The following is a 21,731-nucleotide window of genomic DNA, read 5'->3' as shown; positions in this document are numbered from 1 at the left end:
CGTGAGCGGTCCCGCCCCGCGGAAACCGTGCAGGTAAGATGACGCCAAGAGGTTAAAACCTCCGCTTACAGTCCGTTCAACTTGCGATGGTGGGAGAACTTCCTGCCCGCACCCTTCGATTGCTTCGGCGCGTCGCGTCGCGAAACGATGCCTGCCTCAGCGGCGCGGCACGGTCACCGAGATCACGCGAACGCCGCTCCGCGCGGCCGCTGCGTCGCGGCTGTTGATCACGGTCAGCGTAGGAGCCCCGGCCGGGGCTTGGCGAATTCCGGTAATCGTCGGGACGCCATAGGTGCCGTAGCCCCAGGCGGGCGGCACGATCTCGTTCGGGCGCGGAAACCGTGTCAGGGGGGCGCCGACATAGGCGCCGCCGATCGTCTCGCCGGCGAACGCGTATCGATCGCCGTACCCGTAATCCCCAATGACTCTGAAGCGCTCGCCGGCCATCGCGCCGGACACGGCACAGGACGAGATCATCACGGCGAGGCCGAGAAGGATGGGACGCATCGGACGGACTCCAGGCTCGATGCGGGGTCAATCGCATCCTTCGCTAGCTCGTTCCGCGGCAGCCCATCGCACCAGCGGTGCAGAATGCTGATACGGGCCGCCATCCCGTGCAAAGTGCAGCCGCAGCGGGTTTTTCGCTCAGCTCAGCGGCAGGTCGTGACGCGTCGGACGACCCAGCCCTCTCCCTCGACCCAGAGTCGCTTGCGGGATTTGTTGCAATTCGTCGACGCGTCGTCATCCGCGACCGCCGTCTGGGCCTGGGCCGCTTCAGCGATCTTGGTGGGTCGCTGCTCGATGGGAGCTGCGGTCGCGATCGTGGCGCTCGTCGCGCCAGCGAGCAGGCAACCCCCCAAGAGGGCGGTCAGCGTCGATACCAACCTGTTTGTCATCCCAACCTACCCGCGCATCCATCCGGCGACGCGCTCTGTTCGTTCGAATTCCGCCGTGAACGCTCGGCCACACTTCTGACCAATTCACAGCATGGCCATTCGGTTGCCCTGAAACGTCGCGAGCGCGGAATAAAGTGGTGCAGGGACCTGTCCTCTCGGTCTGCCGAGCCGGCACTGCGGAGATAAATTTCTGTGTTGAGACGCTGCCTGAAATGAAATTGCTCCCGAATTTCCGTTCCGTACGCCAGATTTGATCCTGATTTCATATTAATTCTTTGCCTGAGATCGTGTAGATTACAGATCTCGGGAATAAGATTGAATTTTGCCAATCTTTGTGCCGGCCGTGCCCTTCGGCGCGCCGGATCGACGTTGCAAAGGCCTTGAAAAACTATGAGCGGATCGATTTTTCTTCAGGCCTTCACGATCCTGTTTCGCGAAGGGCTTGAAGCGCTCCTGGTAATCGCGGCGCTGGCGGCCTTCCTGCGGCGCGCGGGTGCCTCGGAGCGGATCGCGCCTCTCTATGTCGGCGCCGCGGCGGCCGTGCTCGCGAGCCTCGGCATGGCCTGGGTGTTCGAGACCTATTACGACGGCAACCACAGCGATCTGTTCGAGGCGGCGGTGATGCTGCTCGCTGCTGCGCTGATGTTCTATATGAGCGGCTGGCTCCTGCTGCGGCAGGATCCGAAAGCCTGGCAGACCGATCTCAACCGGCTTGCCGAGAAGGCCCTGGGCGCCGGCACGGTGGTTTCCCTCGCCGCAATCGCCTTCCTCGCCGTCTTCCGCGAGGGGGCGGAGACCATGCTGTTCGTGCACGCCTTGGCCAAGGGCGCCAACGGCTTCGACGGAAGTCTGCTCGCCGGCTTGGCGGCGGCCGTGGTGGCGCTGGCGGCAATGTTCGTCGCCATGCAGTGGCTCGCCCTGCGTTTGCCGTTGCGGCCAATGTTCCTCGTCACCTCCGCCTTCCTGTTCGTGATGGCGTTGAAGATGGTCGGCGCCGCGTTCCAGGAGCTTCAGGAACAGGCCATCATTCCCGTCCACAACGACGGAGTGCCGGAATGGGTGGGCACGCTCGGATTCAACGGTAGCTGGGAAGCGCTCGGCATGCAGGGCGCGATCCTCGTGCTCGCCGCCATCACGGGTTTCCTGCTACTGCGCCGTAGCGGCAGGGACGCTTCGCAGGCTCGGGCAGCCGTTTCCTAGAGGGCACGGCGTGCCGACCGATCCGGTCGCGACACCTCGACCGTGTTCTGCTCAGGAGCTTAGGGCAGCTTATTCCGCCGGCTCGCCGGCCGTGACGGAGATCATCGGCAACATGATGGTCTCCGCGGGAGCGGCGGCGCGCGTGTGGAGCCCTGAGAGGGTCGCCGCGCCCAAGCCGAGGGCGAGGGTCAACGCGATCAGCGACGTCTCGACCCCACGATAGAACATATCCATGGCAAGCCTCCGGACCCGATTCGGATCAGGTCCGATCGTCGGCCGAAAGCCGTGTCGAAAGCGTAACCGGAATGACACCGCTTGCCTCTGTGCCTGATGGCGGCCCCGATCCAACACGACATCCGACGGTGCCGCCGGGCAACGCGGGAGCGTCGAGGATCTCTCCTCGACCGCAGGTCCCAATCCGAGGCGTCAGTCGTCGCGGTAGACGCGTTCGCGGCGCTCGTGGCGCTCCTGCGCCTCCAGCGACAGCGTGGCGATCGGACGAGCATCGAGGCGCTTCAACGAGATCGGCTCACCGGTCTCCTCACAGAAGCCGTAGGAGCGATCCTCGATCCGCGAGAGAGCCGCGTCGATCTTGCTGGTGAGCTTGCGCTGCCGATCGCGTGCCCGCAACTCGATCGAACGGTCGGTTTCGGACGAGGCGCGGTCGGCCAGGTCCGGATGGTTCTCGTTCTCGCTCTGCAAGGCGCTCAGCGTACCCTGCGCTTCGCGCAGGATCTCGCTCTTCCAATTCAGCAGCTTGCGCCGAAAATACTCGCGCTGCCGGTCATTCATGAAAGGCTCGGTGTCGGAGGGCGTGTAGCTCTCGTCGATCGTCACCTTGGTCATGCCTTGCCTCACGCCAATTACTGTCGGCTGCCGCGACATTGCGCGAGCGTATAAGCGAGGGGTGCGGTCTTCACAACGCACCACGGCGAAGCCGGGGCGATGAAAACAAAAAGATGTGGCCATGCGGCAAACACGCCACGGTCGAAACGGTGAAAAATCGGCAAATTCAAATTTGATCGATGTCTTGCGGGCTGCGTTTGAGATTTTTCTTTTCAGCGGACGAGAGGGTTGCTTGGAGCTACGCCGTTTCCCGCCGGGGTATACATGCCCTTTGTAGCCATCGGCGCCCCGAGACAGGGCGACGGCCAACGGGCAGGCTCGCGAAACAAGTCGTGCGGCTTCGCGTCAGAACTGGAAGTAAATAAACTCGCGGTTCGCGTCCTCACCGATCTTGAGGAGGATGACGACATACAGCATCGCGAGCCCCACCGCGAGCGTTCGGCTCGCCGGCAGCCGATGCACCGCAACCCAGGCGCTCGGGCCGATCAAGGCGATGGCGGCGGGAATCGCGAGCCCGCGCCACCGGAACAGGGAACCGATCGGCGCCTGACCGAACAGCCCCTTGTAGATGTTGAGGGCGCCCTCGAAGCTCGTGGCGCGGAACAAGACCCAGGTGAGCACGACGAAGCTCAGCGTCAGCGCCCATCCAATCAGCGCCGGCATGTGGCGGCCGGTGCGGCGCCAGAGGACGCCGGCGCACAGGCCGAGGCCGTGGGCCGCGCCCCAGGCGACGAAGGTCAGGCCGGCGCCGTGCCAGAGGCCGCCCAGCGTCATCGTCGCGAACAGGGCGGCCAATTGAAGGGCGAGCCCCCGGCGATTTCCGCCCAGGGCAATGTAGAGGTAGTCGCGCAGGAAACGCGACAGGGTCATGTGCCAGCGCCGCCAGAAATCCCGCAGCGAGGTGGCGCGGTAGGGCACGTCGAAGTTCTGCGGCAGGACGAGACCGAAGAGCAGGGCGATGCCGAGCGCCATGTCGGTGTAGCCGGAGAAATCGAAATAGATCTGCAGGGTAAAGCCGAGTGTCGCCTGCCAGGCCTCGGTCACGGTGACGACGTGCCCGGCGGCCGCATTCTCGAACACGGAATTGACCTGGAAGCTGAGGGGGTCGCTCAGCAGCACCTTTTTCGAGAGGCCGATGACGAGCAGCAGCAGCCCGCGCCCGATCCGCTCCATCGCGTCGGGGCGCGCATAGGGGCGCTCGTCGAACTGGTGCATGATCTCGCTCCAGCGCACGAGCGGGCCGGCGAGAACCTGCGGGAAGAAGGCGATGTAGAGCGCGTACTTGACCAGGCCGAAGGCCGGTGCCCGGCCCGCCCTCAGGTCTGTCAGGTACATGATGTGGTGGAAGGTGAAGAACGAGATGCCGAGCGGCAGCACCCAATCGAGGTGGGGCGCCGTCACGCCGGGCAGCAGACTCGCCAGGTCCGCAAAGAAATTCATGTACTTGAAGAGGGCCAGAACCAGCAGGTTCGCGCCGATCGCCAGCGGGATCAGCCATGAGACGGGACGCGCCAGGAAAGCGCGCATCACCAGCCAGTTCACGCCGATCGAGGCCAGCATCAGCGGCACAAAGCGGATGTCCCACCAGCCGTAGAAGACGAGCGACAGCAGGACGAGCACGGCGAGCCGCCAGTGTGGCCGGAAGCGCTCGACCAGCGCGTGCAGGCCGAAGGCAAACGGCAGGAATACGAGGAGAAAGACGTGGGAGTTGAAGAGCATCGCCGCTGAATCAGGCGCGCGATGCAGGGCTCGTTGCGAGCCTCCCCTCACGCCGCGCCGTTGTCGAAGATCAATCCGGCCAGGTCAACGGACGACCCGGACTGATGGGCTGGCTCGACGCGGCGAGGCGGCTCTCCTGCGGCGATGCGCTCCGGTCCCTGGCCGATCTATCTCGTTGTCGAAAAAGCGCTTTTCGGCTAAGCTCTGAATCGGTTGAAACAGGCGCTGCGTGACCGAAGATCACCGATATCCAGCGGAGGTCGACCGACTTGCGGCGGAGAACGCGCGCTTGCGCGCCTTGCTGCGAGACGCCGAGACCGATCTATCCTCTGCAGAGGACGGCCGACGCCCGCCGACCGACCGCGACTACCAGCTCGACCTTGCCGACGCTGTCTCTGATATCGCCGCCTCGGACGACCTTGCCGTGGAACTGCGCGCGAGCCAGGCCGCGCTTGCCCTCATCGAGGAACGTCTGGCTTTCGCCGTCGAGGCATCGGGCGCGCTGGGCTGGTGGGATTGGGATATCACACGCGACCGGGTCTATGCCGGCGAGGTTTTCGCGCGGATGTACGGGGTCGATCCCGCCGAGGCGGCAGCCGGCGCGCCGCTCTCGGCCTTCGTCGATGGCATCCACCCGGACGACCGGGACGTGGTTGCAGCGAAGATCACGGCGACAGCCGCCGAAGCGGGCGAGTTCCGGGAGGAATACCGCCTGCTCGGTGCCGACGGCAGCGTCACCTGGGTCTATGCCCGGGGGCGCTGCTATCACGATGCCGCGGGACGCCCGTCGCGCTTCCCCGGCGTCGTCATCGACATCACCGACCGCAAATGCGCCGAGCGGCGCAAGGATGCGCTGATCGAGCTCGGCGACCGGATTCGCGACCGTGATGACGTCGGCGAGATCACCTCTGCGGCGGCCGAGGTGATGGCGCGGGCTCTCGGCGCCACGCGGGCGGGCTACGGCCTCGTCGACCACGCCGACGAGAGCATCGTGATCCAGCCGGACTGGCGCTTGCCGGGAGCGGCGAGCATCGCCGGGCTGCATCGCTTCCGCGATTACGGCAACTTCGTCGACGACCTGAAGCGCGGCGAGACCGTGATCATCACCGATGTCGAGACGGATCCGCGCACGCGGGCGATGTCCGAGACGCTTCTCGCCCTCGGCATCCGTGTTCTCGTCAACGTGCCGATCGTGGAGCGCGGCCGGCTCGCTGCGGTCGCCTTCGTGCATTACGACGCGCCGCATCTCTGGACGGAGGAAGAGGTCGGTTTCGTCCGGACGATGGCCGACCGCACCCAGGCCGCCGTGGCGCGGGCTCGCGCCGAGGAGCAGCAGCGCTGGCTCAACGGCGAATTGAGCCACCGGCTCAAGAACACGCTCGCCATGGTCCAGTCGATTGCGACCCAGACGCTGCGCAACGCCACCGATCTCGACGCGGCGCGCGAGGACCTCGTGCCGCGACTCATCGCGCTCGGCAAGGCGCACGACATCCTGCTCGCCGGCAGCCGCGAGAGCGCGGAAGTGTCCGACGTGGTCGCGGGCGCCCTCGCGCTGCATGCGGGCCGGGAGGGCCGCTTCACGGTCGAGGGCCCGATGATCCGCCTCGATCCGTCCCTCGCCCTGTCTCTCTCTATGATTCTGCACGAACTCGCGACGAACGCGGCCAAATACGGATCGCTGTCGCAGGAGAACGGGCGCGTCTCGGTATCCTGGTCGATCGTCGGAACGACCGAGACGACTTTCCGCCTGGCCTGGGTCGAGCGCGACGGTCCTCCCGTCTCCACGCCGTCTCGCAAGGGGTTCGGCTCGCGATTGATCGAGCGAGGCCTGGCGGGCGGATCGGTGACGACGGATTACGCGCCCGAGGGCCTGACTTGCACGCTGGAGGCGATTCTGGGGCCCTGAGTGAGATCAGGCCTCGCGCAGGGCTTCGAGCTTGGCGAGCTCTACGGCGGCCCGCAGCTCGATCTCGGCGACCAAGCCGTCGAGGCGCGGGTCTCCGCTGGACTCGGCGCGATCGGACAACCTGCCGGCAATGGCCTGTAGTTCGTGCGTGGCGACGCGGCCGCCGAGGATGGCCGCCTTGAGCCGGTCGAGGCCGTCGAGGAGGTCGTGCCCGCGCTTGACCGAGCGGCGGCGGCGTTCCTGGGGCGCGTCTTCGTTGCCCTGTAGGGTCAGGATGGCATCGAGCCCGGCGAGCATGCCGGTCTGCGTCGCGGCGCTCGTTCCGGCGCGGGCCTGCTGCGCGCCCTCCGTGAGGGAGAAAGCGCGCGTTGCGTCCGTGCGGCGTCCGGCGGTGGCCGGCCCGGCAGCGGTAGCGGCAAAGCGTTGCTCGACGCGCATGATCCTGGCCGGAGAGAAGACGGGAGCCATGGTGGCTCGACCTGTCCAGTCATCCGGCCGCCATGGTTAACCGTCGGTAAACAGCCCGGCAGAAGCTGCCGGGCCGGCAGGAAGGGATGCGCTGGCCAAGGCCTCACTTGCCAACGGCCGGTTAGAAAAACCACTCGATTTCAATGCTTTGCGGAAACGGAGCGGATGGCACGCGGCTCGCAGGAGAGGATGCGTCATTCACCCGAGTCCACCATGACCCCGCGTCCGGTTCGGCCCCCTTCCTTTCCCGTTCTGCGCCTGCTGGTGCTGGGACTCGGCCTCTGGCTGTCGAGCATCGGCGGGGCCTCGGCTCTGTCGCGGGTCAAGGACCTCGCCTCGATCGAGGGCGTGCGTCAGAACCAGCTCGTCGGCTACGGCATCGTCGTCGGCCTCAACGGCACCGGCGACACGCTCAACAACATCCCCTTCACCAAGCAGTCGCTGCAGGCGATGCTCGAGCGGCTCGGCGTGAACACGCGCGGCGCCACCATGCGCACGCAGAACCTCGCGGCGGTGATGGTGACCGCGAACCTGCCGCCCTTCGCGGCGCAGGGCAATCGCATCGACGTCACCGTGTCCTCGCTCGGCGACGCCAAGTCGCTCCAGGGCGGCACGCTGCTCGTGACGCCGCTCCTGGGGGCCGACGGCGAGGTCTACGCGCTGGCGCAGGGCTCCGTCGCCATCGCCGGCTTCTCGGCCGAGGGCGACGCGGCAAAGATTACCCGGGGCGTCCCGACGAACGGCCGCATCTCAAACGGTGCAAACATCGAGCGCGAGGTGGCGTTCAAGCTCAACGATGCGCGCTCGCTGCGCCTGTCGCTGCGCAACCCGGATTTCACGACCTCGAAGCGCATCGCGGCCGCGATCAACGACTTCATGGGCGCCGACACCGCCGAGCCCACCGACCCGGCAACCGTCACGATCCAGATTCCGGCCAAGTATCACGGCAACATGATCCGCCTCGTCACCGAGGTGGAGCAGCTCAAGGTCGAGCCCGACCAGACGGCCCGCGTCATCGTCGACGAGCGCTCGGGCATCATCGTCATGGGCCGCGACGTGCGGGTCTCCACCGTGGCGATCGCCCAGGGCAACCTGACCGTGACGATCACCGAGCAACCGCAGGTCAGCCAGCCCGGCCCGCTCTCGAACGGTCAGACAGCCGTGGTGCCGCGCACCGCCCTCAAGGTCGATACCGGCGACGGCAACAAGCTGGCCCTGGTCCGCGAGGGCGTGACGCTGCGCGAACTGGTCGACGGCCTCAATGCGCTGGGCGTCGGCCCGCGCGACCTGATCTCGATCCTGCAGGCCATCAAGACCGCCGGCGCCCTGCAGGCCGACATCGAACTCATGTGATCCAGAAGGAGAGCCAGACCATGCTTCCTCTCGCAACCTTCGCGGCATCCGCAGCAGTCGGCGTCGGCAAAGCCTTGGCCAGTGCCGTCGCCAAGACCGGCACCGACACGATGGACACGGCCAAGGCGACCGCCCAGGCCAAGGCGCGCAAGACCGCCGACGATTTCGAATCGATGTTCCTGGAGAACAGCCTGGAGACCGTCACGCAATCGACCGGCACCGAGGGGCCGCTCGGCGAGAACGGCACCGGTGGCGGCGTCTGGCGCTCTATGCTCACCAAGGAATATGCCGGCTCGATCGTGAAGAGCGGCGGCGTCGGGATCTCGAGCCAGGTTTACGGCGAGATGATGAAGATGCAGGAGGCCGGTCGTGCAGCCGCCTGATCCGCGCGCCGTCCGCATCCAGGACAAGGCCTCTGCCGAGGCGTTCATCGCCAGCCTGATGGCAACGATGCACGACCTCGATGCCGTGCTCGCCAGCGAGAGCGAGGGCGTGCGTGCCGGGCGCATCCGCGAGGCGATGGTCGGTGGTCCGCGAAAGGCCGAGTTGGCCTCTGCCTACCTGAACGGCCTGGAGGCCGCCAAGTCCAACGCCATCGCGCTCGCGCGATTCGCGCCAAACGGCATCGAGAGCCTGAAGGCTGCCCATCGCCGCTTCGCCGCCGTCGTCGAGACCAACCAGACGGTCCTCGCCACTGCGCGGACCGTCTCCGAAGGGCTGATCCGCACTCTGGCCGACGAACTCGGAAAATCCGGGACGCCGACCGTCTACGGCCGGCCTTCGACGCCGCCCTCCCCTTACGGGCGCAACGCGGGGCGCGGGCCGCTGCTGCTCTCGCGCAGCCTTTGACGCTTCAGCGACGGCCGGCGTCGATGCGCACGAATGAGCGCATCGGGCCGACGGCCGTGTCGGTGCGCGTATCGATCGCGAAGCGGCCGTTCCCCGTGCCGGCGCTATAAGTGCGCCCATCCGTCGCGACGTCGGCTCCCGCGGCGACGCGGCCCGAGAGGCGGATGCAGGTGCTGGTGCCAGGGATGCGGACGAAGCTTGGCCCCTGCTCCGGACATTTCTGCATCGGCCCTTCCGACGGCAGCGGGGCCCGCTCGAAGGCGGCAGCCGGCGCGGCGGCAAGAAGCAGGGCGAGCGGGCAGAGGCGGAGCATGGCACGGGTTCCGGCGAAGACCGAGCGAATTCCGAGACGTAAACCCTGCGCCTGCTGACGCCTAGCGTCGCGCGGCCACAGATCTCCGCTCAAGAAAAAAGCCTCCGGGACATCGTCCCGGAGGCTCGTTTCGTTCGTCAGGCCAGCGGCGTCAGTGAGCGACGACTGCCGCGCCGTCTTCCTGGCCCGGCTTCTTCACTGCCGGGATCGGCTCGTCCCACTCGATCGCCTCGGGCTGGCGCACGAGGGCGTGGATCAGAACCTGGTCCATGCGGGCGACGGGGATGATGTCGAGCCCGTTCTTCACGCTGTCCGGCACCTCGGCGAGGTCCTTGGCGTTCTCTTCCGGGATCATCACCGTCTTGATGCCGCCGCGCAGAGCGGCGAGCAGCTTCTCCTTGAGGCCGCCGATCGGCAGGACGCGGCCACGCAGGGTGACCTCGCCCGTCATTGCGACGTCGCGACGGACCGGGATGCCGGTCAGCGTCGAGATGATCGCGGTGGCCATGGCGATGCCGGCCGACGGACCGTCCTTCGGGGTTGCCCCTTCCGGAACGTGGACGTGGATGTCCCGGCGCTCGAAGAGCGGCGGCTCGATGCCGAAGTCGAGGGCCCGCGAGCGGACGTAGCTCGCCGCAGCCGAGATCGACTCCTTCATCACGTCGCGCAGGTTGCCCGTGACCGTCATCTTGCCCTTGCCGGGCATCATGACGCCCTCGATCGTCAGCAACTCGCCGCCGACCTCGGTCCAGGCCAGACCCGTGACGACGCCGACCTGATCGTCCGCGTCGATCTCGCCGTAGCGGAACTTCGGCGGGCCGAGGAATTCCGGCAGGGTCTCGGGATTGCCCACGACGGACTTCACCTTCGAGATCAGGATCTCCTTCACCGCCTTGCGGGCGAGGTTGGAGATCTCGCGCTCCAGGTTCCGCACGCCCGCCTCACGGGTGTAGCGGCGGATGAGCATCATCAGGCCATCGTCGGTGATCGACCATTCCTTCTCATCCAGGCCGTGCTTCTTGAGCGCGTTCGGGATGAGGTGGCGACGGGCGATCTCCGCCTTCTCTTCCTCGGTGTAGCCGGCGATCCGGATGATCTCCATGCGGTCCATCAGCGGGCCGGGGATGTTCAGCGTGTTCGCCGTGGTCACGAACATCACGTTCGACAGGTCGTAATCGACCTCGAGGTAATGGTCGTTGAAGGTCGCGTTCTGTTCGGGGTCGAGGACCTCCAGCAGGGCGGCCGACGGATCACCGCGGAAATCCATGCCCATCTTGTCGATCTCGTCGAGCAGGATGAGCGGGTTCGAGGTCTTGGCCTTGCGCATCGACTGCACGACCTTGCCCGGCATCGAGCCGATATAGGTCCTGCGGTGACCGCGGATCTCGGCCTCGTCCCGCACGCCGCCGAGCGACATCCGGACGAACTCGCGACCCGTTGCCCGCGCGATCGACTTGCCGAGCGAGGTCTTGCCGACGCCCGGAGGGCCGACGAGGCACAGGATCGGGCCGGTCAGCTTGTTCGCGCGCTGCTGCACGGCGAGGTACTCGACGATGCGGTCCTTGACCTTGTCGAGGCCGAAATGATCCTCGTCGAGCAGGGTCTGCGCCGCGACGAGATCCTTCTTGATCTTCGAGCGCTTGTTCCACGGGATGCCGAGCATCCAATCGAGGTAGTTGCGCACGACGGTCGCCTCGGCCGACATCGGCGACATCTGGCGCAGCTTCTTCAGCTCGGCCGTCGCCTTGTCGCGGGCTTCCTTCGAGAGCTTGGTCTTCTCGATCTTCTCCTCGAGCTCGGCCAGCTCGTCGCGGCCGTCCTCGTCGCCCAGCTCCTTCTGGATCGCCTTCATCTGCTCGTTGAGGTAGTACTCGCGCTGGGTCTTCTCCATCTGCCGCTTGACGCGGGTCCGGATGCGCTTCTCCACCTGGAGCACGGAGATCTCGCTCTCCATTAGCGACAGCACGCGCTCGAGGCGCTGCGCCACCGTGGGGATCTCGAGGATCGCCTGCTTGTCGGCGATCTTGACCGCGAGATGCGAGCCAACGGTATCGGCGAGCTTCGAGGACTCGTCGATTTGCGTAACGGCGGCAACGACCTCGGGGGAGATCTTCTTGTTGAGCTTCACGTAATTCTCGAACTCGGAGATCACCGAGCGTGCGAGGGCTTCCGCCTCGACGCGATCGCCGAGATCGTCGGACAGCGTCTCCGCCGTCGCCTCGTAATACTCGTCCGAGCGGACGAACTCCTCGATCTTGGCGCGTCCGGCGCCCTCGACGAGAACCTTCACGGTCCCGTCGGGCAGCTTGAGGAGCTGCAGAACGCTGGCGAGCGTGCCGATCTTGTAGATCGCGTCGGTCGACGGATCGTCGTCAGCGGCATTGATCTGGGTGGCCAGCAGGATGTGCCTGTCTGCCTTCACAGCCTCTTCGAGGGCGCGGATGGATTTCTCGCGGCCGACGAAGAGCGGCACGATCATGTGCGGAAACACGACGATGTCGCGCAGGGGCAGGACGGCATAGGAGCCCGTCGAGCCCGGGACGACCGGCTGGCGCGATTTCGACTGGGTCATGGGGTTGGCTTCCCTTGTGCTCTGACGCCGGGCATTCGCTCCTCTTTGACGAGCAAGCATCCTGCCAGGGCCGACCGGGCCGCGTTTGGTCGGAGATCGGATCGAACGTTGCGGCTGGTGACGCGGCACCGCACCTCGGGGGTGAGCATGCGGCCACTGCGCTGACGATCAGGTGGCGTTCGCCGCCACGGCTTTCAAGTTTCGTGACGGTGGAATGACAGGGCCGCGCCGCTTGCACGGCGCGGCCCCAAATCGGATCAGGCGCTGACGCTTGCCGGGGCTTCCTTGTTGCGGTCGCCGTGGATGTAGAGCGGCCGCGACTTGCCCTCGACCACCTCGGGGCCGATCACCACCTGCTCGACCGAGTCGAGGCCCGGCAGGTCGTACATCGTCTCCAGGAGGATGGTCTCCAGAATGGAGCGCAGGCCGCGCGCACCGGTCTTCCGCTCGATCGCCTTGCGGGCGACCATGGAGAGCGCCTCTTCTTGGAAGGTCAGCTCGACGTTCTCCATCTCGAAGAGACGGGCGTACTGCTTCACCAGGGCGTTCTTCGGCTCCTGCAGGATCCGCTTGAGGGCGGTTTCGTCGAGATCCTCGAGCGTCGCCAGGACCGGGAGACGGCCGACGAATTCGGGAATCAGGCCGAACTTCAGCAGGTCCTCAGGCTCGACCGAGCGGAAGATCTCGCCGGTACGGCGGTCGTCGGGAGCCTGCACGGTCGCGCCGAAGCCGATCGAGGTGCCCTTGCCGCGCTGGGAGATGATCCGCTCCAGCCCCGCGAAGGCGCCGCCGCAGATGAACAGGATGTTCGTCGTGTCGACCTGCAGGAACTCCTGCTGCGGGTGCTTGCGGCCGCCCTGCGGAGGCACGGAGGCGACGGTGCCTTCCATGATCTTCAGGAGAGCCTGCTGCACGCCCTCGCCCGACACGTCCCGGGTGATCGACGGGTTGTCGGACTTGCGGGAGATCTTGTCGATCTCGTCGATGTAGACGATGCCGCGCTGCGCCCGCTCGACGTTGTAGTCGGAGGCCTGGAGCAGCTTCAGGATGATGTTCTCGACGTCCTCGCCGACATAGCCGGCCTCGGTGAGCGTCGTGGCATCCGCCATGGTGAACGGCACGTCGAGGATGCGGGCGAGCGTCTGCGCGAGCAGCGTCTTGCCCGAGCCCGTCGGCCCGATCAGCATGATGTTGGACTTCGCCAGCTCGACGTCAGAGTGCTTCGTCGCGTGGGCGAGGCGCTTGTAGTGGTTGTGGACCGCGACCGAGAGGACCTTCTTCGCGTAGTCCTGGCCGATGACATAGTCATCGAGGACGCGCCGGATTTCCTTCGGGGTCGGGACGCCGTCCCGCGACTTCACGAGCGAGGATTTCGATTCCTCGCGGATGATGTCCATACACAGCTCGACGCACTCGTCGCAGATGAACACCGTCGGGCCCGCGATGAGCTTGCGGACTTCGTGCTGGCTCTTGCCGCAGAACGAGCAGTACAGCGTGCTCTTGGAGTCGTTGCCGCCAGTCTTGCTCATATCGGTCTCCGCTCCGCGAGCGCGGCGCCGGCAAGGGGCGAACGCGCATCGCTCAGAATTAAAGGCATCCGCCTAAAGAAACAGTCACCTCAGGGCATGCACCGGGTTCGATCGAGGGCACGAACTCCGATGCAATCACGCTGCCGTCTCCGGATCAACCTGCTCAATGCGCTGAACTGTCGCCAAAAGGACGCATAGGCAGGCTGATCCGCATCGTCGGCAACGTCTTAAGCCGCGGCCGGCTCCGGCCGCTTGTGCAGGATGTCGTCGACCAGGCCGAACTCCTTGGCCGCCTCGGCTGTCATGAAGTTATCGCGCTCGAGAGCCTGATGGATGGTCTCGTAGTCGCGACCCGTATGCTTCACGTAGATCTCGTTGAGGCGCTTTTTGAGGGCCTCGATCTCGCGGGCATGGATCAGGATGTCGGTGGCCTGACCCTGGAAGCCGCCGGAGGGCTGGTGGACCATGATCCGCGCGTTCGGCAGGGCGAAGCGATGACCGGCCTCGCCGGCGCAGAGCAGCAGGGAGCCCATCGAGGCGGCCTGGCCGGTGCACAGCGTCGTCACCGGGCAGCGGATGAACTGCATGGTGTCGTAGATCGACAGACCCGAGGTCACCACGCCGCCGGGCGAGTTGATGTAGAAGGAAATTTCCTTCTTCGGGTTCTCCGCCTCGAGGAACAGCAGCTGCGCGACGATCAGCGACGCGCCTTGATCCTCGACCGGGCCGGTCAGGAAGATGATGCGCTCGCGGAGCAGGCGCGAATAGATGTCGAAGGCGCGCTCGCCGCGGCTCGACTGCTCGACCACCATCGGGACGAGGCTGTTCTGGAAGTAGTCGACCGGATCTCTCATTCTCACGCCCTCAAGGTCAGGGACCGGCCGGGGCGAATCATCCCCGGGCCGGTGTTACAAGCCAACTACGGCGGTTGTTAACACCGCCTGATCGGACCCGCTGACCCTGAACCGTGGGTGCGGGCCTCAGCCGGCGGCCTTCTCGGCCGCCGCCTCGTTCGTCTCGGCAGGTGCGGCCTCTTCGTCGTCCTCGGCGAAGAGCGCCTCCTTGGAGACCGGCTCTTCGACGAGTTTGACCTGACCGAGGACGTGGTCGACGACCTTTTCCTCGAACAGCGGCGCGCGAAGCTCGGCGAGCGCCTGCGGGTTGTTCCGGTAGAAGTCGTAGACCACCTTCTCCTGGCCGGGGAACTGACGTACCCGGGCGAAGAGGGCCTGATTGACCTCGTCGTCGGAGACCTTGATATCGGCGGTCTCGCCGACCTGCGCAAGCACCAGGCCGAGACGCACGCGCCGCTCGGCGATCTTGCGATACTCTTCCTGAGCCTTTTCCTCGGTCGTACCCTCGTCCTCGAAGGTCTTTTCGCGGGTCTTCAGGTCCTGCTCGACCTGGGCCCAGACGCTGGCGAATTCCTGGGCGACGAGGCTCGGGGGCAGATCGAAGGCGTATTTGCCGTCCAGCGCGTCGAGCAGCGCCTTCTTGGTCTTGCGGCGCGAGGCGGCGTCGTAATCGGTGCCGATCGCCTTGCTCACGGCTTCCTTGAGCTTCTCGAGGTCTTCCATGCCAAAGCGCTTGGCGAGCTCGTCGTCGATCGTGACCTCGCCCGGCGCCTGGACGCCCTTTACGGTGATGTCGAACTCGGCGGCCTTACCGGCGAGCTGGGCGGCCTGGTAATCCTCGGGGAAGTTCACCTTGACGACGCGGCTGTCGCCGGCCTTGGCGCCGACGAGCTGGTCCTCGAAGCCCGGGATGAAGCTGTTCGAGCCGAGCTCCAGGTCGACGTCCTCGCCCTTGCCGCCCTCGAACTCGACGCCGTCGATCTTGCCGACGAAGTCGATCGAGACCTTGTCGCCGGTCTCGGCCGCGGCGCCCTCGTCCTTGGCGGCGAAGTCGCGGTTCTGCTTGGCCATGCGGTCCAGTGCCTCCTGCACCTCCTCGTCGGAGGGCTTGAGCACGGGCTTGGTCAGGGTGACGTCGGAGAGGTCGACGAGGTCGAAGGTCGGCAGCACCTCGAGCTTCACCTTGAAGGCGAGGTCACCCTTCGCCTCGAGGGCCTTCTCGACGATGTTCTGCTCTTCGTCCTTCGGGAACTCGATCTGCGGCTCGAGCGCCAGCTTGAGGCTGTTGTCGGCGACGATCTTCTGGTTCGCCTCGTTGACGGCGTTCTGCAGCACGTCGGCCATGACCGACTTGCCGTAGACCTTGCGCAGATGCGCCACCGGCACCTTGCCCGGGCGGAAGCCCTTGAGCTGGGCCTTGCCCTTGATGTTCGAGAGCTCGGTGTTCAGGCGATCCTCGAGTTCGCTCGCGGGGAGGAGCACCTGAAACTCGCGCTTCAGCCCCTCGGAAGTCGTCTCGGTCACCTGCATCGTCGTCTCGTCCGATTCTCTAAAGTCTTTTCAGCAACGGCTTTGTCCGCCGCGGGCGAACCCTCGGCGGGGCGACGGACCGATCCGGGAATGCGGGCCGCCTCACGCGGCCGCGGGATGCCCTTTCGCCAGGCCCCTCGGCGGTCACGGCGGCAGGACTGGTGCGGGCGGAGGGGCTCGAACCCCCACGTCTTGCGACACTGGAACCTAAATCCAGCGCGTCTACCAGTTCCGCCACGCCCGCGGGCACCTGCGAGGAGGCACACGTCCGACCGCACAGGGGCGGCTCTATAACACGCACATTTCCGACTGCAGCAAAAAACTTCGCATGGGGCCGCCTCGTGTTGGCGACGGGGCCCGGCCGCCGCTAAGTAGCCCTCTGCGCTTCGGCCGGAGCGCACCGTCTCTCTCGAGCATCCGGGTGCCATGCCGCCACGCAAAGCCACGACAGGACCGTCGCGACGCGCTCTGCTCGGAGGCGTCGCTGCCCTCGCCTGGCTGCCGCGGCCCTCGGTCGCGCAGGGCACGCCGTCCGCTCCCCCGGCCGAAACCACCTGGACCGCGGCGCCCGGCCAGGCGCGGCTGAAGCCCGAGCCGGCCAAGGAGACGCCGGTCTGGTGCTTCGACGGGAAATCGGCGCCGCCGGTTCTCCGGATCCGGAAGGGCGAGGCCGTCCGGCTGAAGCTCGACAACAAGACCGACAAGCCGCTCTCGCTGCACTGGCACGGCGTGCGCAACACCAACGCCATGGACGGCGTCGGCGGGGTCACGCAGCCGCCGATCGCGCCGGGGGCGAGCTTCACCTACCAGTTCACGCCGCCCGATGCCGGCACCTCGGTGATCCGGCCCCTCGTCGTCGGCGGATCGAGCGAGCCGTCGGGCCGCGGCCTCGCCGGTATGCTCGTCGTCGAGGAGGCGACGCCGCCTCCCACCGACCGCGACCTGACCTTCCTGCTGCAGGACGTGCGGCTGGAGGATGACGGACAGCCCCTCCCCTTTGGCCAGCTCGCCTTCGCTGCCGCCTCGGGCCGGCTCGGCAATCTCGTCACCGTCAATGGCCGGCCGATCCCGGAGGCCGTCGAGGTGCCGCCGGGAAGCCGCCTGCGGCTGCGGCTCGCCAATGCCTGCAACGCGCGTGCGACGCGCATCCGCTTCGACGGGGCCAAGGCCTATGTCGTAGCCGTCGATGGCCAGCCGACCGATCTGTTCGAGCCCCTGCGCGCCACCCTGCCCTTCGCGCCAGGCACTCGCTACGACCTGCTGCTCGACATGCCGACGGAGCCGGGTGCGGCGGTGACGATCAATGCCCTGATCGGACAGGGCCTGGCCCTGGCGACCCTCACCGCCAAGGGCGCGCCGCTGCAACGGCGCAGCGCGCTGCCGCCGATCGCGCTTATCGGCAACAACAGCCTCCTGCCGGCCGAAGTGAAGCTTCAGAGCGCGTTTCGCCGCGATCTCGTCCTCACGGGTGGCGCGCGGATCGACAAGGACAAGCCGGGCACGGAGCCGGCCTTCACCGGCGATCCGACCCGGATCTGGCAGATCAACGGAGCCAGCGGCACCGCGGGCGCCGCACCGGCCTTCTCGGTGAAGCGTGGTCAGGTCGTGGTGCTCGCGGTGCGCAACGATACGGCGTTCCTGCAGACGCTGCACGTCCACGGCCACGCCTTCCGGCTGCTCCACCCGCTCGACGATGGCTGGGAGCCCTACTGGCTCGACACCTTCCAGCTCCTAGACGGGAAGACCGCCCGCATCGCCTTCCTCGCCGACAATCCGGGGCGCTGGCTGATCAGCTCCACGGTGCTGGAGCGGTTCGACACGGGGATGTGGACGAGCTTCGAGGTGAGTTAGGCCCCGAGCAATCCCGCCAGCACCTCCGGCATCATCTCCGGAATGTCCTCGGCGATCAGCCCCGGCCCGTGCCGCAAGCCCGCATCGCCGTGCAGCCAGACGCCGGCACAGGCCGCCTCGAACGGCGCCATCCCCTGTGCCAGCAGCCCTGCGATCAGGCCGCCGAGTACGTCCCCCGAACCGGCCGTACCGAGATAGGGAGAACCGTGATCGTTGATCGCAGCCCGGCCGTCCGGCGCGGCGATCACGGTATCGGAGCCCTTCAGGACGACGACCGATCCCGCGATCGCAGCCGCCCGCCTTGTCCGCTCGATCTTGCTCAGCCCCTCCTCGACCGCCCCCGTGCTGGCGAAGAGCCGCGCGAATTCCCCTGCGTGCGGTGTCAGGACGGCCTGCGCCTCGCCCTGGCGGAGGTGCTCGGCAAGCAGCGGCGCCTGACCCTTGAAGCTCGTCAGTGCGTCGGCATCGAGCACGAGCTTGCGGCCGGCCGAGGCCGCCACGACGACGAGGTCGCGCGCCGTGTCGCCGATGCCGAGGCCCGGACCGATCAGCACCGTGTCGAGACGCTCGTCGGTGAGCAGGTCGTCGAGGTCGTCGGGGCTGTCGCAGGCGCGCAGCATGATGGCAGTGAGATGGGCGGCGTTCTCGGCCATCGCGGCCTTCGGCGAGACCATCGTGACGAGCCCCGCGCCGACCCGCAGTGCGCCGCGCGCGGCGAGGCGGGCGGCCCCGGTCTTGAAGGGCGGTCCCGACAGAACGAGAGCATGGCCTCGGGTGTATTTGTGGCCCTGCGCGCTCGGCCGCGGAAACACCTCGCGCCACAGGTCAGGCCCGTTCCGGAACGACGGAGCGCCTCCGGCCGCGAGCCCCGCCGCAAGAGCCGCCTCGCCCGTGCCGATCTCGGCGACGTGCAGCGCGCCGCAGAGGGAGTGCCCCGGCTGCAGAAGGTGGCCCGGTTTCAGCGCGACGAAGGTGACGGTTTCGATGGCCGCGAGGGCGATGCCGCGCACCTCGCCCGTGTCGCCATCAATCCCGCTCGGGACGTCCACCGCGAGAACGGGCGTGCCTGAACGGTCGACCGCCTCGATCACCGCCCTCGCCTCGCCCGCGATCTCCCGCGACAATCCAGCTCCGAAGAGCGCATCGACGATCAGATCGAATCCTGAAACCTCGTCGCGTGCGAGCGCCGGCGCGACGGGATGGCCCCCCGCGCGCCAGTCAGCGGCGGCGAGGGCCGCGTCGCCGGACAAGGCGGCCGCGTCGCCCAGCAGGCGCAGAGTCACGGCGTAGCCGCCTTCGGCAAGAAGCCGGCCGGCCACGAAGCCGTCGCCCCCGTTATTGCCGGGGCCGCACAGGATCAGAACCCGCCCGCTGACGGGCAGTCGCGCCCGCGCCCGCTCTGCCACCGCCGCCCCGGCATTGCGCATCAGCGTGTAGCCGGCGATGCCGCTCGAGATCGCGGTCTCGTCGACGCATCGCATTGCGTCGACTGTCAGCAGACGGGTGGTGGTCATGGATGGCTCCTGCTCGCACACGGTCCAGGCCTGCCTGCGGGATGGGCGAATTGCGGCAAAATGCTCGAATGTTGTGCATTTTCTGCTCAAGGCTTGCGCAGTTTGCGCGAGGGCCACAGCAAAACGTCGTGGCGATCCTCAAGAGGCGGTGCTAGGAATCATTAGCTCCGCGAATGCGCAGGTCAGGCGCCGACCGAATGAAGAAGATCGAAGCGATCATCAAGCCGTTCAAGCTCGACGAAGTGAAGGAGGCCCTTCAGGACGTCGGCTTGCAGGGCATCACTGTGATCGAGGCCAAGGGTTTCGGCCGCCAGAAGGGCCACACCGAATTGTATCGCGGCGCCGAATACGTCGTGGACTTCCTGCCGAAGGTGAAGCTCGAGATCGTGCTCGGGGATTCCCAGGTGGAAGCTGCCGTCGAGGCGATCCGCAAATCTGCCCAGACCGGCCGTATCGGTGACGGCAAGATCTTCGTTTCGGGCATCGAGGATGCGATCCGCATCCGCACGGGTGAGACGGGATCGGACGCGATCTGACATGAGCGCGAAGGCGACAGCCGCGCGCATCGCCTTCCGCGCCCTGCATGCGCAGGGTTGCTTCGCCCTTCCCAACCCCTGGGACATCGGCAGCCTCAAGCGGCTGGAAAAGCTCGGTTTCAAGGCACTCGCTTCGACGAGTGCCGGCCTAGCCTGGAGCGCTGGTCTCGACGACCGCTCGGTGACCCGCGAGGTGGTGCTCGACCATCTTCGCGCCCTTTGCGCAGCGACGGATCTGCCCGTGAACGCGGATTTCGAATCCGGTTTCGCCGATGATCCCGAGGGCGTGGCCGGCAATGTCGCCCTTGCCCTCGAGACCGGCATCGCCGGGCTGTCGATCGAGGATCGCACGGGCGACGCGCTCTACGACAAGGCTCTCGCCGTCGAACGCATTGCGGCGGCACGTGCGGCGATGGACGCAATCGACCGGGACGCCATCCTCGTCGGTCGCAGCGAGGGATTTCTGATTGGGCGCAAGGAGCTCGGGCCAGCCATCGAGCGGCTCGTCGCCTATGCTCAAGCCGGTGCCGACTGCCTCTACGCGCCGGGCTTCTCCGACCCCGGTGCGATCCGCGAGATCGTCCAGGCCGTCGCGCCGAAGCCCGTGAACGTCCTCCTGCTCTCGCCGGAGATGCGCATCGCCGATCTCGCCGCGCTCGGCGTGCGCCGGGTCAGCACCGGCAGCCGTCTCGCCTTCGCGGCCTGGGCCGGTTTCGAGGCGGCGGCACGCATGCTGCACGACGACGGCGCCTTGCCGGCTGCGAGCTTCGGGCGCGCCTGAGCGCCCCTTTCTCGCCCCCTCCGACCCGACTGCGAGCCGTCCCCTGCCCCATCTCAACGACGTCGTGAGCGAGATCGCAGAGGAGATGCGGCTGCGGCCGGATCGCGGCGAGGTCGCCACCTACATTCCCGAGCTCGCCCGTGCCGATCGGCAGGCCTTCGGCATCGCCGTGATCGGCGCGGATGGTCAGTTCGCGGCTGCCGGCGACAGCGATACGCCGTTCTCGGTGCAGAGCATCACCAAGGTGTTCACGCTGACGCTGGCGCTGGGCAAGATCGGCGACCGGCTGTGGAAGCGCGTCGGCCGCGAGCCCTCGGGCAACCCGTTCAACTCGATCGTCCAGCTGGAACTGGAGAAGGGCGTCCCCCGCAACCCCTTCATCAATGCGGGCGCCATCGCGGTCACGGATGCGATCCTCTCCGGCCACGAGCCGCGCGAGGCACTCGGCGAGATCCTGCGCTTTCTGCAATTCCTGGCCGAGGATTCGTCGATCACCATCGACGAGGCGGTGGCGGCGTCGGAGAAGCGCACGGGCTTCCGCAACGTCGCGCTCGCCAATTTCATGAAGTCCTACGGGGTGTTGGACAACCCGGTCGACTACACGCTCGGCGTCTATTTCCACCACTGCGCCATCGCCATGTCGTGCCGGCAGCTCGCCATGGCCGGCCGCTACCTCGCCCATAGCGGACGCAACCCCTCGACGGGACTGCTGGTGATCTCTCCCGAGCGCGCGCGCCGCATCAACGCGATCATGCTCACCTGCGGCCATTACGACGGCTCGGGCGACTTCGCCTATCGCGTCGGCCTGCCGGGCAAGAGTGGCGTCGGCGGGGGCATCCTCGCCATCGCTCCGGGCACCGCCTCGATCGCGGTCTGGTCGCCGGGCCTCGATGCTGCCGGCAACTCGCATCTCGGCAGGATCGCCCTGGAGCGGCTGACCAAGCGCATGGGCTGGTCGATCTTCGGGGAATGACCAACGAAAACGGCGCGGACCCTGGGGTCCGCGCCGCTGGA

The 21,731-nt window shown here is 66.9% G+C and carries 21 protein-coding genes and 1 tRNA gene; 9 read left to right on the top strand and 13 right to left on the bottom strand.

Annotated elements, in window-relative coordinates:
• Nucleotides 1-156: 156 nt before the first annotated feature.
• Nucleotides 157-507: a hypothetical protein gene (locus HCU64_RS18200; RefSeq protein ID WP_233385586.1), complete on the bottom strand. Its 351-nt coding sequence runs from the start codon at nt 505-507 to the stop codon at nt 157-159.
• A 143-nt stretch (nt 508-650) separates the two neighbouring features.
• Nucleotides 651-896: a hypothetical protein gene (locus HCU64_RS18195; protein ID WP_233385585.1), complete on the bottom strand. Its 246-nt coding sequence runs from the start codon at nt 894-896 to the stop codon at nt 651-653.
• Nucleotides 897-1,286: 390 nt separating this feature from the next.
• On the opposite strand from HCU64_RS18195, the gene HCU64_RS18190 reads away from it, so the two are divergent.
• Nucleotides 1,287-2,096: an FTR1 family protein gene (locus HCU64_RS18190; RefSeq protein WP_233385584.1), complete on the top strand. Its 810-nt coding sequence runs from the start codon at nt 1,287-1,289 to the stop codon at nt 2,094-2,096.
• A gap of 69 nt (nt 2,097-2,165) precedes the next feature.
• Here HCU64_RS18190 and HCU64_RS18185 read toward each other — a convergent pair whose 3' ends face one another.
• The 3 genes from HCU64_RS18185 to HCU64_RS18175 form a co-directional block, all read right to left on the bottom strand.
• The gene (locus HCU64_RS18185) at nt 2,166-2,330 is read right to left on the bottom strand and encodes a hypothetical protein (RefSeq protein WP_233385583.1); all 165 of its coding nucleotides are present in this window, start codon (nt 2,328-2,330) and stop codon (nt 2,166-2,168) included.
• Nucleotides 2,331-2,522: 192 nt separating this feature from the next.
• Nucleotides 2,523-2,942, bottom strand: coding sequence for an RNA polymerase-binding protein DksA (gene dksA, locus HCU64_RS18180; protein WP_233385582.1), 420 nt, complete (start codon nt 2,940-2,942; stop codon nt 2,523-2,525).
• A 345-nt stretch (nt 2,943-3,287) separates the two neighbouring features.
• A complete protein-coding gene (locus HCU64_RS18175) occupies nt 3,288-4,661 on the bottom strand; it encodes an MBOAT family O-acyltransferase (RefSeq protein WP_233385581.1) in 1,374 nt (457 codons plus the stop codon).
• A gap of 289 nt (nt 4,662-4,950) precedes the next feature.
• Between HCU64_RS18175 and HCU64_RS18170 the strand changes: the two genes are divergently transcribed.
• Nucleotides 4,951-6,567, top strand: coding sequence for a sensor histidine kinase (locus tag HCU64_RS18170; protein ID WP_233385580.1), 1,617 nt, complete (start codon nt 4,951-4,953; stop codon nt 6,565-6,567).
• Nucleotides 6,568-6,573: 6 nt separating this feature from the next.
• On the opposite strand, the gene HCU64_RS18165 is transcribed toward HCU64_RS18170, so the two are convergent.
• Nucleotides 6,574-7,005, bottom strand: coding sequence for a flagellar assembly protein FliX (locus tag HCU64_RS18165; protein WP_233385712.1), 432 nt, complete (start codon nt 7,003-7,005; stop codon nt 6,574-6,576).
• Nucleotides 7,006-7,248: 243 nt separating this feature from the next.
• Here HCU64_RS18165 and HCU64_RS18160 point away from each other — a divergent pair, with 243 nt between their 5' ends.
• The 3 genes from HCU64_RS18160 to HCU64_RS18150 are packed head-to-tail and all read left to right on the top strand — an operon-like array spanning nt 7,249 to nt 9,237.
• Nucleotides 7,249-8,388 (top strand): flagellar basal body P-ring protein FlgI, encoded by a 1,140-nt coding sequence (locus HCU64_RS18160; RefSeq protein WP_442785981.1) that lies wholly within the window; start codon nt 7,249-7,251, stop codon nt 8,386-8,388.
• Between the two features lie 20 nt (nt 8,389-8,408).
• Entirely contained in the window at nt 8,409-8,771 is a 363-nt protein-coding gene (locus tag HCU64_RS18155) for a rod-binding protein (protein WP_233385579.1), read from the top strand.
• Complete coding sequence (locus tag HCU64_RS18150) at nt 8,758-9,237, top strand: hypothetical protein (RefSeq protein ID WP_233385578.1); 480 nt, start codon at nt 8,758-8,760, stop codon at nt 9,235-9,237. The genes HCU64_RS18155 and HCU64_RS18150 overlap by 14 nt, the downstream gene beginning before the upstream one ends.
• A gap of 4 nt (nt 9,238-9,241) precedes the next feature.
• On the opposite strand, the gene HCU64_RS18145 is transcribed toward HCU64_RS18150, so the two are convergent.
• The 6 genes from HCU64_RS18145 to HCU64_RS18120 form a co-directional block, all read right to left on the bottom strand.
• Complete coding sequence (locus HCU64_RS18145) at nt 9,242-9,550, bottom strand: porin (protein WP_233385577.1); 309 nt, start codon at nt 9,548-9,550, stop codon at nt 9,242-9,244.
• A gap of 151 nt (nt 9,551-9,701) precedes the next feature.
• Entirely contained in the window at nt 9,702-12,122 is a 2,421-nt protein-coding gene (gene lon, locus HCU64_RS18140) for an endopeptidase La (protein WP_233385576.1), read from the bottom strand.
• A 257-nt stretch (nt 12,123-12,379) separates the two neighbouring features.
• Nucleotides 12,380-13,651, bottom strand: a complete 1,272-nt coding sequence (clpX, locus tag HCU64_RS18135; protein ID WP_183506258.1) for an ATP-dependent Clp protease ATP-binding subunit ClpX — start codon at nt 13,649-13,651, stop codon at nt 12,380-12,382.
• Between the two features lie 227 nt (nt 13,652-13,878).
• The gene (locus tag HCU64_RS18130) at nt 13,879-14,505 is read right to left on the bottom strand and encodes an ATP-dependent Clp protease proteolytic subunit (RefSeq protein WP_233385574.1); all 627 of its coding nucleotides are present in this window, start codon (nt 14,503-14,505) and stop codon (nt 13,879-13,881) included.
• Between the two features lie 126 nt (nt 14,506-14,631).
• Nucleotides 14,632-16,035 carry a trigger factor gene (gene tig / locus HCU64_RS18125; RefSeq protein WP_233385573.1) on the bottom strand — a complete coding sequence of 468 codons (1,404 nt, stop codon included), beginning with the start codon at nt 16,033-16,035 and terminating at the stop codon, nt 14,632-14,634.
• Nucleotides 16,036-16,194: 159 nt separating this feature from the next.
• Nucleotides 16,195-16,279 (bottom strand) — tRNA-Leu (locus HCU64_RS18120).
• Nucleotides 16,280-16,461: 182 nt separating this feature from the next.
• Here HCU64_RS18120 and HCU64_RS18115 point away from each other — a divergent pair.
• Entirely contained in the window at nt 16,462-17,886 is a 1,425-nt protein-coding gene (locus HCU64_RS18115) for a multicopper oxidase family protein (protein WP_233385572.1), read from the top strand.
• Here the strand turns inward: HCU64_RS18115 and HCU64_RS18110 are convergent.
• Entirely contained in the window at nt 17,883-19,400 is a 1,518-nt protein-coding gene (locus tag HCU64_RS18110; RefSeq protein ID WP_233385571.1) for an NAD(P)H-hydrate dehydratase, read from the bottom strand. The genes HCU64_RS18115 and HCU64_RS18110 overlap by 4 nt on opposite strands.
• A 197-nt stretch (nt 19,401-19,597) precedes the next feature.
• On the opposite strand from HCU64_RS18110, the gene HCU64_RS18105 reads away from it, so the two are divergent.
• The 3 genes from HCU64_RS18105 to HCU64_RS18095 are packed head-to-tail and all read left to right on the top strand — an operon-like array spanning nt 19,598 to nt 21,690.
• A complete protein-coding gene (locus tag HCU64_RS18105) occupies nt 19,598-19,936 on the top strand; it encodes a P-II family nitrogen regulator (protein WP_233385570.1) in 339 nt (112 codons plus the stop codon).
• Between the two features lies 1 nt (nt 19,937).
• On the top strand, nt 19,938-20,717 hold the full coding sequence (locus tag HCU64_RS18100) for an isocitrate lyase/PEP mutase family protein (RefSeq protein WP_233385569.1): 780 nt from the start codon (nt 19,938-19,940) through the stop codon (nt 20,715-20,717).
• A 43-nt stretch (nt 20,718-20,760) separates the two neighbouring features.
• Nucleotides 20,761-21,690, top strand: coding sequence for a glutaminase (locus HCU64_RS18095; RefSeq protein WP_267922493.1), 930 nt, complete (start codon nt 20,761-20,763; stop codon nt 21,688-21,690).
• Nucleotides 21,691-21,731 lie beyond the last annotated feature (41 nt).

The sequence above is a fragment of the Methylobacterium sp. C25 genome, from assembly GCF_021352225.1.
Taxonomy (GTDB): Bacteria; Pseudomonadota; Alphaproteobacteria; order Rhizobiales; family Beijerinckiaceae; genus Methylobacterium.
Note: the sequence above shows the minus strand (reverse complement) of the source record. Positions and strands in the feature narration are given on the sequence as shown.

Excerpts from the sequence above, each read along its gene's own strand:
- clpX (WP_183506258.1), bottom strand. The coding sequence starts at position 13,651 with ATGAGCAAGACTGGCGGCAACGACTCCAAGAGCACGCTGTACTGCTCG.
- HCU64_RS18155 (WP_233385579.1), top strand. The coding sequence starts at position 8,409 with ATGCTTCCTCTCGCAACCTTCGCGGCATCCGCAGCAGTCGGCGTCGGC.
- tig (WP_233385573.1), bottom strand. The coding sequence starts at position 16,035 with ATGCAGGTGACCGAGACGACTTCCGAGGGGCTGAAGCGCGAGTTTCAG.
- dksA (WP_233385582.1), bottom strand. The coding sequence starts at position 2,942 with ATGACCAAGGTGACGATCGACGAGAGCTACACGCCCTCCGACACCGAG.
- HCU64_RS18115 (WP_233385572.1), top strand. The coding sequence starts at position 16,462 with ATGCCGCCACGCAAAGCCACGACAGGACCGTCGCGACGCGCTCTGCTC.
- HCU64_RS18200 (WP_233385586.1), bottom strand. The coding sequence starts at position 507 with ATGCGTCCCATCCTTCTCGGCCTCGCCGTGATGATCTCGTCCTGTGCC.
- HCU64_RS18160 (WP_442785981.1), top strand. The coding sequence starts at position 7,249 with ATGACCCCGCGTCCGGTTCGGCCCCCTTCCTTTCCCGTTCTGCGCCTG.
- HCU64_RS18185 (WP_233385583.1), bottom strand. The coding sequence starts at position 2,330 with ATGGATATGTTCTATCGTGGGGTCGAGACGTCGCTGATCGCGTTGACC.
- HCU64_RS18145 (WP_233385577.1), bottom strand. The coding sequence starts at position 9,550 with ATGCTCCGCCTCTGCCCGCTCGCCCTGCTTCTTGCCGCCGCGCCGGCT.
- HCU64_RS18190 (WP_233385584.1), top strand. The coding sequence starts at position 1,287 with ATGAGCGGATCGATTTTTCTTCAGGCCTTCACGATCCTGTTTCGCGAA.
- HCU64_RS18110 (WP_233385571.1), bottom strand. The coding sequence starts at position 19,400 with ATGACCACCACCCGTCTGCTGACAGTCGACGCAATGCGATGCGTCGAC.
- HCU64_RS18100 (WP_233385569.1), top strand. The coding sequence starts at position 19,938 with ATGAGCGCGAAGGCGACAGCCGCGCGCATCGCCTTCCGCGCCCTGCAT.
- HCU64_RS18165 (WP_233385712.1), bottom strand. The coding sequence starts at position 7,005 with ATGCGCGTCGAGCAACGCTTTGCCGCTACCGCTGCCGGGCCGGCCACC.
- HCU64_RS18175 (WP_233385581.1), bottom strand. The coding sequence starts at position 4,661 with ATGCTCTTCAACTCCCACGTCTTTCTCCTCGTATTCCTGCCGTTTGCC.
- HCU64_RS18130 (WP_233385574.1), bottom strand. The coding sequence starts at position 14,505 with ATGAGAGATCCGGTCGACTACTTCCAGAACAGCCTCGTCCCGATGGTG.
- lon (WP_233385576.1), bottom strand. The coding sequence starts at position 12,122 with ATGACCCAGTCGAAATCGCGCCAGCCGGTCGTCCCGGGCTCGACGGGC.
- HCU64_RS18105 (WP_233385570.1), top strand. The coding sequence starts at position 19,598 with ATGAAGAAGATCGAAGCGATCATCAAGCCGTTCAAGCTCGACGAAGTG.
- HCU64_RS18195 (WP_233385585.1), bottom strand. The coding sequence starts at position 896 with ATGACAAACAGGTTGGTATCGACGCTGACCGCCCTCTTGGGGGGTTGC.